Source organism: Subtercola vilae, from assembly GCF_004923255.1.
GTDB lineage: Bacteria > Actinomycetota > Actinomycetes > Actinomycetales > Microbacteriaceae > Subtercola > Subtercola vilae.
The window spans coordinates 1-14,254 of the sequence record NZ_QYRT01000061.1 but is presented as its reverse complement, the minus strand read 5'-3'; the positions used below and the strand labels follow the sequence as shown (position 1 = coordinate 14,254).

The 14,254-nt window shown below is 61.9% G+C and carries 13 protein-coding genes; 8 read left to right on the top strand and 5 right to left on the bottom strand.

Features of this window, described 5'->3' with window-relative positions:
- Positions 1–860: 860 nt before the first annotated feature.
- From D4765_RS17925 to D4765_RS17915, 3 genes are all read left to right on the top strand, one after another.
- Positions 861–1,853, top strand: coding sequence for an IS481 family transposase (locus tag D4765_RS17925; RefSeq protein ID WP_136643679.1), 993 nt, complete (start codon positions 861–863; stop codon positions 1,851–1,853).
- A 254-nt stretch (positions 1,854–2,107) separates the two neighbouring features.
- A complete protein-coding gene (locus D4765_RS17920; RefSeq protein ID WP_136643678.1) occupies positions 2,108–2,395 on the top strand; it encodes a hypothetical protein in 288 nt (95 codons plus the stop codon).
- Between the two features lie 46 nt (positions 2,396–2,441).
- A complete protein-coding gene (locus tag D4765_RS17915) occupies positions 2,442–2,645 on the top strand; it encodes a GMC oxidoreductase (RefSeq protein WP_136643683.1) in 204 nt (67 codons plus the stop codon).
- A gap of 215 nt (positions 2,646–2,860) precedes the next feature.
- Here D4765_RS17915 and D4765_RS17910 read toward each other — a convergent pair whose 3' ends face one another.
- A complete protein-coding gene (locus D4765_RS17910) occupies positions 2,861–4,381 on the bottom strand; it encodes a SulP family inorganic anion transporter (RefSeq protein ID WP_420824549.1) in 1,521 nt (506 codons plus the stop codon).
- Positions 4,382–4,591: 210 nt separating this feature from the next.
- On the opposite strand from D4765_RS17910, the gene D4765_RS17905 reads away from it, so the two are divergent.
- Complete coding sequence (locus D4765_RS17905) at positions 4,592–4,948, top strand: MerR family transcriptional regulator (RefSeq protein WP_136643682.1); 357 nt, start codon at positions 4,592–4,594, stop codon at positions 4,946–4,948.
- Between the two features lie 409 nt (positions 4,949–5,357).
- On the opposite strand, the gene D4765_RS17900 is transcribed toward D4765_RS17905, so the two are convergent.
- From D4765_RS17900 to D4765_RS17885, 4 genes are all read right to left on the bottom strand, one after another.
- Positions 5,358–6,629: an MFS transporter gene (locus tag D4765_RS17900; RefSeq protein WP_136643676.1), complete on the bottom strand. Its 1,272-nt coding sequence runs from the start codon at positions 6,627–6,629 to the stop codon at positions 5,358–5,360.
- Between the two features lie 561 nt (positions 6,630–7,190).
- Positions 7,191–7,373, bottom strand: coding sequence for a hypothetical protein (locus D4765_RS17895; protein WP_136643675.1), 183 nt, complete (start codon positions 7,371–7,373; stop codon positions 7,191–7,193).
- Between the two features lie 19 nt (positions 7,374–7,392).
- Positions 7,393–7,608, bottom strand: coding sequence for a hypothetical protein (locus D4765_RS17890; RefSeq protein ID WP_136643674.1), 216 nt, complete (start codon positions 7,606–7,608; stop codon positions 7,393–7,395).
- A 91-nt stretch (positions 7,609–7,699) separates the two neighbouring features.
- Complete coding sequence (locus D4765_RS17885; RefSeq protein WP_136643681.1) at positions 7,700–9,208, bottom strand: SulP family inorganic anion transporter; 1,509 nt, start codon at positions 9,206–9,208, stop codon at positions 7,700–7,702.
- Between the two features lie 211 nt (positions 9,209–9,419).
- Between D4765_RS17885 and D4765_RS17880 the strand changes: the two genes are divergently transcribed.
- From D4765_RS17880 to D4765_RS17865, 4 genes are read left to right on the top strand one after another with little or no spacing between them, the layout of a single operon-like run.
- Positions 9,420–9,773 (top strand): MerR family transcriptional regulator, encoded by a 354-nt coding sequence (locus tag D4765_RS17880; protein ID WP_136643680.1) that lies wholly within the window; start codon positions 9,420–9,422, stop codon positions 9,771–9,773.
- A gap of 2 nt (positions 9,774–9,775) precedes the next feature.
- Positions 9,776–11,362, top strand: coding sequence for a peptide chain release factor 3 (locus tag D4765_RS17875; RefSeq protein WP_136643673.1), 1,587 nt, complete (start codon positions 9,776–9,778; stop codon positions 11,360–11,362).
- Positions 11,363–11,392: 30 nt separating this feature from the next.
- Entirely contained in the window at positions 11,393–11,899 is a 507-nt protein-coding gene (locus tag D4765_RS17870) for a hypothetical protein (protein ID WP_136643672.1), read from the top strand.
- A gap of 29 nt (positions 11,900–11,928) precedes the next feature.
- A complete protein-coding gene (locus tag D4765_RS17865; protein ID WP_136643671.1) occupies positions 11,929–13,617 on the top strand; it encodes a ribonuclease J in 1,689 nt (562 codons plus the stop codon).
- The last annotated feature ends 637 nt before the right edge of the window (positions 13,618–14,254 follow it).

The following is a 14,254-nucleotide window of genomic DNA, read 5'->3' as shown; positions in this document are numbered from 1 at the left end:
ACCCACCTCCCGGAGGTCCCACAGCTTCGTAACGACGTCAGGGAGCATTCGCTCGGAGAACCGTCCAGACATATCGATCAACACCATCCACAGAGTAAGTGGTGCAATCACTGCTTGAATCCGCCGTAGTTCAAGGTCCCTTTTCTCAAACGACCCGTAATAGGGCCGGTATGGCCGAGGAGGAGTTGCGATGTCGCCATACCGTAGGGGCCATAGCGTTTGCCAGTCGCTTGATTGTTTGAAGGTTCGGTTGAGGTCAAAGAACGCGATGTCCAGACGTCGCTACGCGCTTCAATTCTGCCTGAACGATGCGCAGCAATCGGCGTGATAATTGTAGATCCGCGTGTTTCCGGGCTCGACTCACCATTACTTGACGTAATACCCAGTCAGTGCTTCCGACCTCAGGACTTAGAACTCTATCTGGCCTCGTTAAGCGACGAGAATGACTGATCTGCTCTGCCAGTGCGGTCTCGCGAGGCACCTCAATGTGCTGCTTCTTCCCGGTTGGGGCGGGGAAGCGGCCGCCGGGAGTACTCGAAGTGTGATGCCGGAGTCGGTCCAGATCGAGCGACGGCCGCATTGACCGACACGGTCATCCGATCCGAAGGAGGTGAGCAAGGGTGCGGTCCTCGAACTCGAAACGCGCATCGACATAGCGGAGCAAGCCCCTGCGGAGCCGCCTTCCCTACGTGTAGTTCCTTGGGAGGTCTTCTCCCAGGTCACCCCATACAACCTCCCGAGGAACTACACCTAGCTGTACTGCCCAGGGACGTTGGTTGATGTGTGACGTCTCGACATGAGGAAGACCTCCGGTGGAGGGTGGAGCTGTCTAGTTCCCCATTCCAGTACCGGAGGTCTTCGTGTCTCACGCTAATGCTGCTCTCGCCCCGATCCAACGACTTCGCATCGCGCGGCTGATCATCGATGACGGGTGGCCCGTCGCTCATGCGGCGTCGTTCTTCCATGTGTCGTGGCCGACGGCGAAGCGGTGGGCTGATCGGTATGCGGCGATGGGTCGCGACGGGGTCCAGGATCGGCCCTCAAGGCCGCACCATTCGCCGAATCGCACGCGCCCAGAGCTTGTGCGCAAGATCGTGCACCTGCGGTGGAAGAAGCGCCTCGGCCCGGTCGCAATCGGCGCCAAAGTCGGGATGCCAGCGTCGACGGTTCACGCCGTGTTGGTCCGAGTGAAGCTCAACCGCCTGCATCACGTCGACGTCCGAACCGGGGAACCGATCCGACGTTATGAACACGACAAACCCGGAGCGATGATCCATGTCGATGTGAAGAAGATCGGCAAGATCCCTGACGGGGGCGGTCACCGGTTCGTCGGCAGGCAGCAGGGGAACAGGAACATCAGGGCCACCGCGGGACGCCCCACGAACAACAACCGCGGCCTAATCGTGGGTACCAGCTTCGTTCACACGGTCATCGATGACAACTCCCGCGTCTCCTATGCCGAGGTCCACGACGACGAGACCGCGGCCACGGCAATCGGGGTGCTGCGCCGGGCCGTCAGCTGGTTCGAGGCCCGCGGTGTGACCGTCGAACGAGTGCTCTCCGACAACGGCTCGGCCTACAAGTCCCACGCCTGGCGAGACGCCTGCAACGAGCTCGGACTCAAGGCGAAGAAGACGCGCCCCTACCGACCACAGACCAACGGGAAGATCGAACGCTTCCACCGCACCCTCGCCGACGGCTGGGCCTTCTCCCGCCACTACAACAGCGAGTCAGCCCGCCGGGCAGCACTCCCCGCATGGCTGCACGAATACAATCACCACAGGCCCCACACCGCCATCGGAGGCAAACCACCCATCAGCCGGTTAACTAACCTGCCTGGGCAGTACACCTAGCTAGCTCACGAGTGACTGAGCAGGTCGACCTCAATGTGATCCAACGCCGTTCGCAGGGCTCCGGCCATGATGGCGGCGCTGCCCAGCGTGGATCCACGGACCTCGGGGACGACGTCGCTGCTGCGGCGAAGGCGGTCGAGCAGGCGGGGCGCGAGCAGGTCCGCCGCGCTGTCTAGCGTCGGTCCGAGGACGACGAGACGGGGGGCAAGAGTCCAGACCAATGCCTCGATCCCGGGCGTAAGGAGGTCGACCAGGTGTTCGATCTCGGTGAGGGCTTTCCCGTCGCCGGAGCCGATGTTCCCGCTCTTATTGAGCGCCTCGGAGACCGCATCGTTCTCCTGCACCTCAAAGACGGGGAGATCCGCCAAGACTTCGAGGGCCAAACGATTCTCGGCCAAGGCAACATGCCGCTACCCGCCAGCGTTGAATCGGCGCGGTTTCTCGAATACGGCGTGATCGAACTCGATTCCTTCTCCGGAGAGGTATTCGCCGAGGTCGAAGGCAGCTTCGAATACTTCACGCAACTGGGACTCACCCGGTGACCCCGGCGCGAATATTCTGACCGTGGCCGGATACCACGACTCCCCAATGGCCGCCTCGGAACGGGACGGCGTCGTAGATTCTTCGGGCCGCACTTTCGACGTCCCGAACCTTTACATCGCGGGCGGCAGCACGCTACCAACTCAGGGCAGTGCCAACCCGGCGCTTACCATCATGGCCGTCGCAGCTCGGGCAGCTGAAGTCCTCACCACCGGGGGCATGAACCACGACAACCACCCAGGCGCAGTATAAAGGTCACCATCGATCGCAGCAGCTCTGGGCCTTCGGATTTTCGGCCAGATTTCCGGTTTTGAGTTCGTCAGGTCAGCCCTAGGACGCCCGTGTCGGGCAGGAGCATGGTGCAGGACCGGGAGCCGGATCCGGGAGGAAAGGAAACGGGTCGACCACTCTGACCCCGGTGCGAGCCCGTGGACGAACTCTTTAGCAGCGGGGTGTTCTTAGGGCGCCTAGTGTCCGGCGCCGAGTTTTCCGGCGAGGCGGCCGTGAATTTTGGTGCTGGCCTCGTTGAGGCCCTCGAAGACGACGATCTTGCCGTGCTGCTCGTATTTGAGGTTGATCGCGTCGAGGGCTGCGACGGTGGAGGCGTCCCAGATGTGGCTGTCGGACATGTCGATGACGACGCGTTCTGGGTCGTCGGTGTATTCGAATTGGGTGGTGAGGTCGTTGGAAGAGGCGAAGAACAGCTCCCCGTCGACCGTGTAATACGCAGTCGGCACGGGTTCGTCGAGTCGCACATCACGGGTGACGGTCGCGAAGTGCGCAACGCGACGGGCGAAGATGATCATCGCGATGATAACGCCGACGATGACGCCGATCGCGAGGTTGTCGGTGGCCACGACGACAGCAACGGTGGCGACCATGACTGCTGTCTCACCGACCGGCATGCTCTTCAGAGTTGAGGGTTTGATGGAGTGCCAGTCGAACGTGGCGATCGAGACCATGATCATCACGGCGACGAGGGCCGCCATGGGGATGACCGAGACGACGCCGCCGAGCCCGACGACGAGAATGAGCAGGAACACTCCCGCGAGGAACGTGGAGATGCGGGTGCGGGCGCCGGAGGCTTTCACGTTGATCATCGTCTGGCCGATCATTGCGCAGCCGCCCATCCCACCGAAGAGGCCGGAGAGGATGTTCGCGGCTCCCTGCCCGAAGGCTTCGCGGGTTTTCCGTGAGTGGGTATCGGTGATCTCGTCGACGAGTTTCGCGGTCATCAACGATTCGAGGATTCCGACGATGGCCATGGCGGCGGCGAACGGGGCGATGATGGTGAACGTCTGCCAGGTGAGGGGCACGTTCGGGATGAACAACGACGGAAGGCTCCGGGGGAGCTGGCCCTCATCGCCCACGGTCGGTACTGCGATAGCGAACACAACGGTGGCCGCGGTCAACAGCACGATCGCGACGAGCGGCGCGGGGATGACCTTGGTGATCTTCGGCATGAAGACCATGACCAGGATGCCGACGGCGACGAGCGGGTAGACGAGCCAGCTCACGCCGAGCAGTTGCGGGAGCTGGGCGATGAAGATCAGGATCGCGAGGGCGTTCACGAATCCGACCATGACGCTCCGGGGGATGAATCGCATCAGTTTCGCTATGCCGAGCGCGGCGAAGAGGATCTGGAAGATGCCGGCGAGGATGACGGTGGCGATGAAGTAGTCCATGCCGTAATCGCGCATCACGGGGGCGATGACGAGCGCCACGGCGCCGGTCGCGGCGGTGATCATCGCGGGTCGCCCGCCGAGGAACGAGATCGAGACCGCCATTACGAATGCAGAGAACAGACCGACCTGCGGGGCGACGCCCGCGATGATCGAGAACGAGATCGCCTCGGGGATGAGCGCCATCGCGACGACCAGGCCGGCGAGCACTTCGCGGGTCAGGATGCGGGGCGTCTTCAGGGCGGTGAGAACGGAGGGGTTCGGCCGGTACCGGTTCGGGTTGTCTGTTTTCTGGGCGATAGCCACAGCTGTCTCCTCGTAACGGGGCCATCTGGCAGAGGGCCGTTTGTCAAATAGTTGTGTCGGCGCCCCGTTGCGCACGCAAGATCTTTGATTTTGAGAGAATGGTCGTACAGACGTTCTCATCGATGTTTCAGCGAACCCTGTAACACTACCCTAACGTAAGGGTGTAATGACTTCGAAGGGTATGTTGTGGAATCGCACACATCGACTGTGATGATGCATATTGGTGAGCTCGCCGAACGGACATCGCTGTCTCTTCGGACGATCCGTCATTACGACGAAGTCGGACTAATGAAGCCCTCTGGTCGGACGGACGGCGGGTTCCGGCTCTATACCGAAGAGGACCTGTCGCGCCTGCTGCTCATCCGCCGCATGAAGCCGCTCGGGTTTTCGTTGGAGGAGATGAGTGAGCTCCTCCGTGTCATCGACGCACTCGATCAGGGTGACGACGCGGATTTGCGCGCACAGCTCGCTGGCTTCATCGATCGGGCCACCGAACAGCGTGACAAGCTCCAGAGGCAGCTCGACATGGCCGACGAATTCGTAGAACTGCTTCGCACCAAACAATGAATCAGGGCCACGCCTGAAACCTACTCGCACTACTCAGCTTGTGAAGGACAGGTAGGTACCTGTCGCATCGCCCCTGGGGTGTTGCCGGCGTACTCGCGGGATCCTGGTGGTCGGCGCTGATGTGCGCCGGCGGGTATGGCTCACCGCAGCCATGCGGCGTGCGGTGAGGGTTCTGTGGCCGAAGTGGTGGGTTTTCGGTTCCGGTATCCGCGACGAACCGGCTTGTGCTCTGACGTCGATCGGTGCCTGGTATGGCAGTGCGATGGCGGCGCAGGGAATCATCGTGGGAAACCCGGCGCCGACCGTCTCGATGGCTGGCGCGGCGGCAGCATCATTCCGGGCCGGATCGCGGGTCGATGATTCGTTGAGGGTCAGGCGCGACCTGAGGGGTCGTGTGCAACCCGAGGGATTAGTCGCGACTTTCGCGAGGCGCGCGGGTCGGTGTTCGAGTGACTACGGCAAGGACGGCGACCAGCAGTGGGAAGGCGGCGAAGATCACGGCCGGGATGGTGAAGGTCTCCGTCATGTCGTGCCCGATTGAAAAGGCGATCGGGCCGAGGGCGGTTGAGGCGAGACTGATCGCGGTGGCGATACCGCGGATGCTGCCGATGTGGGTCGTGCCGAAGTACCGGACGTAGGCTGCAGCCTCCATCCCACGGAGGGCACCTGATGCGGCGCCAAGCACAAGCCCGTACACGATCGCCGAGAATCCTGGGGTGACTGTGGGCAGGAGCACGAGGGCGCCGGCGAGGGAGAGCATCGAGAATCCAACGAAGAGGCGGGGGTTCCACCGGTCGATGAGGGCGCCGACCAGCAGTGTGGCAATGATCCCGGTAGCAGTTTGGGGAAGAAAGTTCGCTGCAGCCTGGGCGGGGGAGAGACCCTGTTCACCGAGGATGGCGATCTGGTGAAACGCGAGGCCCGTGGAGAGCATCCCGGACGCTGCGAGGCTGAGAGCGATGACCCAGAACATTCCGGTCCGCATGGCCTCTCGGGGCGTCCAGGACGCCTGGATGATGGCGACTTCCGCCGTGTTGTCGGGAATGTCAGGCGACCGGAGGGCGACTTTTCGTGGGAAGACCAGGGAAAGGGGGACCGTAATCAGAACCACAAGGAGCGCTTCCCAACGCCATGCGTCGTGAATCCCCACCGAGGAGACGAGAGATTCCAGAAACACGGGTGCCAGGGAGATTCCAGCGGATCCGATCGCCGAGGAGATTCCGAGCGCGAGACCCCGGCGATGGGTGATCGCCCGAGCTACAGCGGTCGTCGCTGCAAGACTCAGTGCACCCTGACCGGCCATTCTCACACCAACGAACCCGGCGGTGAGGCCGAAAATCTCCGTCACGAAACTCATCCCTACCAAGATGACGGCGAAACACACACCAATCACGAGCGTGACCCGTCTGACGCCGAACCGGTCAAGCGCCCGGCCGACGAGGGGTTGAGCCGCGGCGCCCAGCAGGGTGCCAATGAGGTACGAGACCGAGATTCCGGTACGGGAGACATGCAATTCGCTGATCAGCGGATCGGTAAAGATCGACAGCCCTGCAGTCTGACCGGGGGCGGTGGCTACGGAAACTATTCCTGCGGCAACAACAAGAAGAAGCCACGGAGCGAATCGGAAGGGTGAGACGGGGGCGGCAGCTTTGACAGCAGCGGATGGTGTTGTCGTGATCAAACTCTTTCTTCAGGTGTGATGACACTGAGCGCCGCTGCCCCACTCTAAGCATACCCTCGCCTTACGTAAGGGATGCTTCGCGCGGAATGGGTACTGCATGACTCTCCCCACCCCCGCGTCATCATCCACAGGATAAGATACTTACTCTTACGTTAGGGTTGTGTTTGAACGGAAGATATCCGCGGAACAGATTTTGTTTCGAGACACCCTGAGAGGCTGCCTATGAATACCCCCACTCGGCGACGAAACACCGTCCAGCCAGAGGAGCGCACCAGTACCGGACGCGATCAGCGGTCGAACGGCCCTGTCCGAGCGAACAGCTATGTGACCATCGCCCTGGATTCCGAGTCCTGGCCGCCGCCGTCGGAGCGAGCGGGTCGCTACACTGACTGCGATCGCGGAACGCAGCGCACAGCCAGCCAGAACTAGCCCTTCGGCAAACCCTTCTAAACGGTTGGCCGGACGCGCAAAAGGCAGGAGCTAAAGCTCCTGCCTTTACCTAATTCACTGCTAGGTCCGGTCCCAAAAAGCTTCGCGAAGCGCGGGAGGGTTTTACGTGCGTCAGTTTTCAGGATGATTAATGCCGGTGAGGTAGTTGCCGATGATTTGTCTGACGGCAAGCCGGTTCTCGTGTTCCGTCTCATAGGCCAGCAGTGATCGCAGATCTCCCTCGCCGAGCCCCGTGAGCCGTTTCGGTAACCCGCTGAGGGGTTGTCGTAGAATCCGGGCGGCGTCTTGCGTCATGAGGGAAACTCTTCCCGCGTCATTCGATATCCATGTCAGGTAGATAGTCCCAAAGCTGACTGAGATGGACGAACCGGGCGGCCGGGGGCAGCCCACGAATAATCTCCAGAACGTCCGGGTGAGACTCGCTCTTCGTCGCGGCAGCCAGAAGGTCCGGCACGGTCGCCGGTGTCTTGGCGAATGCCCCCGCAACAGCGTGTTGAAGATCCATCCTGGTCACAACCTCAGCGCTCATGCCTTTGACTCCTTTCGATAGTTTGACTCTACTCTTACGTGAGTGTTAGTTACAGCTATTGGGGCGGCTGTTGCGACACCCACTTCGGGCTCTAGTGGCCTGCCCCGACGCGGCCGGCGAGCTTTGTGTGGATGCGGACGCTGGCCTCGTTCAGTCCCTCCAAGACGACGCGTTTTCCATGGTGCTCATATTTCGTGGCGATCCCGTCGAGAGCAGCGACGGTGGAAGCGTCCCAGATGTGACTCTGGGACATGTCGATGACGACCCGGTCGGGGTCGTCTGCATATTCGAATTGGGTGGTGAGGTCATTTGAGGACGCGAAGAACAGCTCCCCGTCGACGGTGTAGTACGCGGTCGGCACGGGTTCGTCGAGGCGCACGTCCCGGGTGACGGTCGCGAAATGCGCGACACGGCGGGCGAAGACCACCATCGCAGCGATCACGCCGACGATGACACCGATGGCGAGGTTGTCGGTGGCGACGACGACCGCGACGGTGGCGACCATGACCGCTGTCTCGCCGAGCGGCATCGTTTTCAGGGTTGAGATTCTGATGGAGTGCCAGTCGAAGGTGGCGACGGCGACCATGATCATGACCGCGACGAGGGCTGCCATGGGGATGACGGCGACGATGTTCCCGAGGCCGACAACGAGCACCAAGAGGAAAACGCCGGCGAGGAACGTTGAAATCCGGGTGCGTGCGCCGGACGCTTTCACGTTGATCATGGTCTGGCCGATCATCGCGCAGCCGCCCATTCCGCCGAAGAGCCCGGAGAGCATGTTCGAAACCCCCTGGCCCCATGCTTCGCGGGTTTTCCGGGAGTGGGTGTCGGTGATCTCATCGACGAGTTTCGCGGTCATCAACGATTCCAGCAACCCCACCATCGCCATCGCTCCAGCGAACGGGCCGATGATCGTCAGGGTCTCCCAGGTGATGGGCACGTTCGGGATGAACAGTGCCGGCAGGGCTCGAGGCAGCTCACCCTCCCCGCCGACGTTGGGAACGTTGAACGCGAACACCACCGTCGCGACGGTGATCAGAACAATCGCAACCAGCGGCGCCGGAACAACTTTGGTGAGCTTGGGCATGAAGACCATCACCAGGATGCCGGCCGCGACCAGCGGGTACACCAGCCAGGGCACGGCGATCAGCTGCGGTAGCTGCGCGATGAGGATCAGGATCGCTAGCGCGTTGACGAACCCGACCATGACGCTTCGGGGAATGAAACGCATCAGTCGGGCAACGCCGATCATGCCGAGGATGACCTGGAGCACGCCGGCCAGGATGACGGTGGCGAGGAAATAGTCCATCCCGTAATCACGGGCGACCGGGGCGATCACGAGAGCGATGGCCCCGGTGGCTCCGGTGATCATCGCGGGTCGTCCACCGAGGAAGGAGATCGATACCGCCATCACGAATGAGGAGAACAAGCCGACCCGAGGGTCGACGCCCGCGATGATCGAGAACGAGATCGCCTCAGGGATCAGTGCCATCGCGACGACGAGACCCGCGAGGACCTCCCGGGTCAGCAGTCGCGGGAATTTCAGTGCGGTCAAGACGGAAGGGTCTGGTCTGTAACGACCGGGCGTAGCTGTTTTCATGACAATCGGCATCAGCGGTCTCCTTAGAGGGGACAGGGCACCTAACGGGGCCGGTGGACAGGGTGGGTTGTCCACGCCACACTGCGCAGAAGAAAGGCTCGGCTGTGCCGGCAGAAGTTTCGGTGAATCTTCAGCCGGCACCCTTAACGCTACCCTAACGTGAGGGTATGGTTAGGGTGTGGGAGAACATGACGAACAAGATCACGCACCGATGATGCATATCGGAGAACTGGCAGAACTGACCCGGTTGTCGCTTCGGACTATCCGGCACTACGACGAAACGGGCCTGCTGCACCCATCGGGCCGGACCGAAGGCGGTTTCCGGCTGTACACAGTTGCGGATCATGGGCGTTTGCTCCTGATCCGGCAGATGCGGGCACTGTCATTCACCCTCGACGACATCGCCAGCTTTCTGCGGGGACTGGACTCGGCCACGTGCACACCGGACACCGACGACGCGGATCGGCTGCTGTCTTTCATGAACGAGGCGGTTTCTCGCCGGGAATCCCTCGCCGAGCAGCTGGCCATGGCCGACGAATTCATCAACCAACTGCGAACCCGCTGACCATGACGGAAGCAGACAACCTTCTTGTCCTGGATCAGGCGATGCGGCGACGGACCATCGCTGTGATCTCCCACCCTGACGCCGGCAAATCGACCCTGACGGAAGCGATGCTCCTGCACGCCCACCGGATCTCGGAGGCAGGGGCGGTGAACGGCAAACCCGGCCGGCGGGGCACTGTCTCGGATTGGATGGCGATGGAGCAGGAGCGGGGTATCTCGATCAGTTCCGCCGTGGTGCAATTCGAACACCGCGGCACGATCATCAACGTCGTCGACACCCCCGGGCACGCGGACTTCTCCGAGGACACCTACCGGGTGCTCTCCGCGGTGGACTCTGCGATCATGCTCATCGACGCCGCGAAAGGGCTCGAAGAACAGACGATGAAGCTGTTCGCTGTGTGCGCCATGCGGGGAATCCCGCTGATCACCCTGATCAACAAATGGGACAGGCCAGGCCTTTCAGCTCTGAACCTTCTCGATGAGATCGAGACCCGCACAGGCCTACTCCCCACACCAATGGTCTGGCCCGTTGGTGCGGCCGGTGAATTCCGTGGCCTGCTCACCAGCGGAATAGACCAGGTCACCACGTATCAGCACACCGTCGGAGGCTCAACGATCGCCCAGGAGACACCGATACGGCCAGAAGATGCTACCCAGGCTCTAGGTCAGGACTACGCCACAGCAGTTGAAGAAGATGCTCTGCTGGCTGCAACCGGGCGAACGCACGATACGGCACTGTTCTTAGCCGGGCAAAGCACCCCCGTCTTTTTCGGCTCAGCTGTCCGAAACATTGGAGTCCGCACCCTCCTGGACGCGTTGGTTTCCTACGCGCCGCCGGCCGCCGCGCGGGTGATGACCGATGCCCGGGCGCGGCCCGTCAACACCGACTTCTCCGGTTACGTCTTCAAGGTCCAATCAGGAATGGACACAGCCCACCACGACCGGGTCGCGTACGTCCGGGTGTGCTCGGGCCAATTTCAGCGCGGCATGATCCTTACCCACGCCCAGACGGGCCGCCCGTTCGTGACGAAGTACGCCCAGCACGTCGTCGGTCGCGAGCGTCATACCCTTGACACAGCCTGGCCGGGTGACGTCGTCGGCCTGGTGAACGCTTCATCCCTGCGCCCCGGTGACACTCTGTATGCCGGAGAACCGGCCGAGTACCCACCACTTCCACGGTTCCGCCCGGAGCATTTCTCCTACGCCCAACCCGCAGACACCAGCAAACATAAGCAATTCCGGCGCGGGCTCGAGCAACTCAACGGTGAAGGAGTTATTCAGGTTCTGATTTCACCAAACGTCGGAGCGCACCGGCCCCTGCTCGCCGCCGTGGGCCCGATGCAGTTCGAAGTAGTAGCCGCACGAATGCAGGCCGAATTTCATACTGACGTGACATTGGAACCCACCCGGTTCACCATCGCCCGCGACCTCGCGCCCGGCATAGCGCCCCTCCTGAACGGTCTTCGCGGAGTGGAAGTGACCACCAGACCCGAAGGCGGCGACGTCGCCTTGTTCGAAGACCGACGGTCTCTTGCCGCTATAGAACGCGCGCATCCCGAGCTTGACCTAGCCGAACCGGCACATCAGTGACAACCACCGATCCCGCCCGCGCGGGAGGAAATGAGCACCATGTTCATCCACCCTCTGGTACGCCGCGACCAGCACTTGATCCAGGACTTCCTGTTGACGAAAATCACCCTGCTCCTGGCCCGGCAGGCGACAGCGTCGGAGTGGGCATTCGAGGTGAACTCGGTGCGCGAGATCTCCGGCCAGTACTGGGCCGATAGCAACCAGCTACTGCTGGACTACACGCTCGCGCGGGTCCTATTCGCTCTTCACGCAAGCGAAAAGGTAGAAGGCACCGATATCTTTGACGACGAGCCACGGGAAGAGAGCGTGCACTTGTTTATCTCAGCAGTTGGCGCCGATGATCTCTCCACTGCAGTCATGGTTTGGGCGGCCGTCGAGCCTGCCGCGTCTCAGACAAACGAGATGGCTCGCGACGATTTCACAACCGACCTGATCAACGCCGTAGGAACCCTCGGACGTCACCGCTCACTCCAAGGACTTTCCGAACACCTCCCCGGACAGTTGCACACCGACCCTACCGATCCCGTCGCCGCTTGACGCGGCCAAAATGTATGCCCACACACCGAATGGATACTGTGACATCTCACACCCTTGACCTCCCTCCCGCCAAGCCCCTTACCAAGGACGGACTGCGCATCACCCCGCTGGGTGGAATCGGCGAGATCGGCCGCAACATGACCGTGTTCGAATACCGAGGCCGCCTCCTCGTCATCGACTGCGGGCTCCTCTTCCCCGAAGACAATCAGCCAGGCATCGACGTCATCCTCCCGGACTTCGACCCCATCCGCCACCGCCTGGATGACATTGTCGGCATCGTCCTCACCCACGGCCACGAAGACCACATCGGTGCTGTTCCCTACCTTCTCGCCGAACGTCCCGACATCCCCGTGATCGGCTCGACCCTTACCCTCGCGTTCGTCGCCTCAAAGCTCGCCGAACACAAACTCACCCCCCCGATGATCACCGTGAAAGAAAACGATCATCTGAACCTCGGCCCGTTCGAGCTGGAGTTCCTGGCGGTGAACCACTCCATTCCCGATGGTCTGGCCGTCGCGCTCCGCACCGACGCCGGCCTGGTGCTGCACACCGGCGACTTCAAGATGGACCAGTTCCCGCTCGATCACCGCATCACCGACCTCGGCGGCTTTGCCCGCCTCGGCGCGGAAGGAGTCGACCTCTTCCTCGTTGACTCCACCAACGCCGACGTCCCCGGCTTCACCACACCCGAAGCGGACCTGAAACCGGCGATCGAGGAAGTGTTCCGCAATGCTCCCCGCCGGATCATTGTGTCCAGCTTCGCCAGCCACGTCCACCGCATCCAACAGATCCTCGACGCCGCAGCCGCCCACGACCGGAAAGTCGTGTTCGTTGGCCGTTCCATGGTGAAGAACATGGGGATCGCCGCCGACCTCGGCTACCTCAACATCCCCGATGGGCTCGTTGTTGGAATGAAACAGATCGAACGGCTACCCGATGACAAGATCGTCCTGATCTGCACCGGGTCCCAGGGTGAACCGATGGCCGCACTGTCGCGGATGGCGATGCGAGACCACATCATCGTGATCGGTGAGGGCGACACCGTCCTCATGGCAAGCTCCCTGATTCCTGGCAACGAGAATGCAATTTACCGGGTCATCAACGAACTCACCCGGTGGGGTGCCCGAGTCATCCACAAGGGCAACGCCAAAGTACACGTCTCTGGACACGCCAGCGCCGGGGAACTCGCCTACTGCTACAACGTCGTGTCGCCGCGGAACGTGCTGCCCGTGCACGGGGAAAGACGCCACCTCCAGGCAAACGCCGACATCGCGATCCGCACCGGCATTCCCGCCGAGAACGTGTTCATCATCGAAGACGGCGTCGTAATCGATCTGATCAAGGGGCGTGCAGAGATTGCCGGCAGGGTTCCCGCCCGGTTGGTGTTCGTCGACGGCATGACCGACCAGCATGCGTCCACCGCGGCTCTCCGCGATCGCCGCCAACTGGCCGACGCCGGGGCACTCACCATCCTCGCAATCGTCAACACCGATACCCAGACCCTCGCGGAGGACCCAGAGTTCTTCCCCCGCGGATTCGCACCGGAAACAACATGGGTCACAGCAGCAACCAGTGCCATCACGACCGCGCTCAGCAAAGCCGAACACCCACTGGACACCATAGAGGCCGAACAACTCATCAGTCAGGCCGTCATCCGAGTACTCGAGCGCCGTTACCGCAAAACCCCCCTCGTCACAGCACTCGTCGTAACCGAGTAACCCACCCACAGGACCGCAACAGAATGCCCGAAACCATCAACACTGAACTCACACTACGGAAGAACTGGTTGTCGCAGAGGGAGGCCTTCACCTCGCTTACGCTGTGTGTTCCGCGCACTTTCGGGTGATCGCGGCGGGATCGTTCGTTGCTGAGCCGACTCGAGGCCTCTAGCTTGCGTCTCGCGATCAGATCGGCCCTTACGCACCAGCGATTACAGGCCGTGGGCAGAGTTGGGCTCGCTAGAGAATTCGGAGCTTCGAGTACGTTTAGGGGTTCCGGGCCAGGTCTCTCGATATCCGTCCGCGACGCGTAAACCGGAAATGGCCCTATGAGAGCCAGTTATGAGAGGCCAACATCTGCTTGTTTCCGGGGGCCCGTGAGGTGGTGGCAGCTCTTCTCACATCTGGTCGTTTGCGAGAGGGGAGCCGCTCGGAGCGCGAGCTGCCAGCGCGTTCGAGATGAGGAGGCCGGGCGCAGAAGACGCCGTAATTCCGGGCCCAAACTGCCGCTCCCGTGGGCGGATTCAAGCGGTCATTGCACCAGTAGGGTTTTGATCATCTCATCTGGGGTGGCGTATCCGTACCGTTTGCGTGGTCGACGGTTCAGTTGGGCGGCTACGGTGTCGAGCTGCTTCTG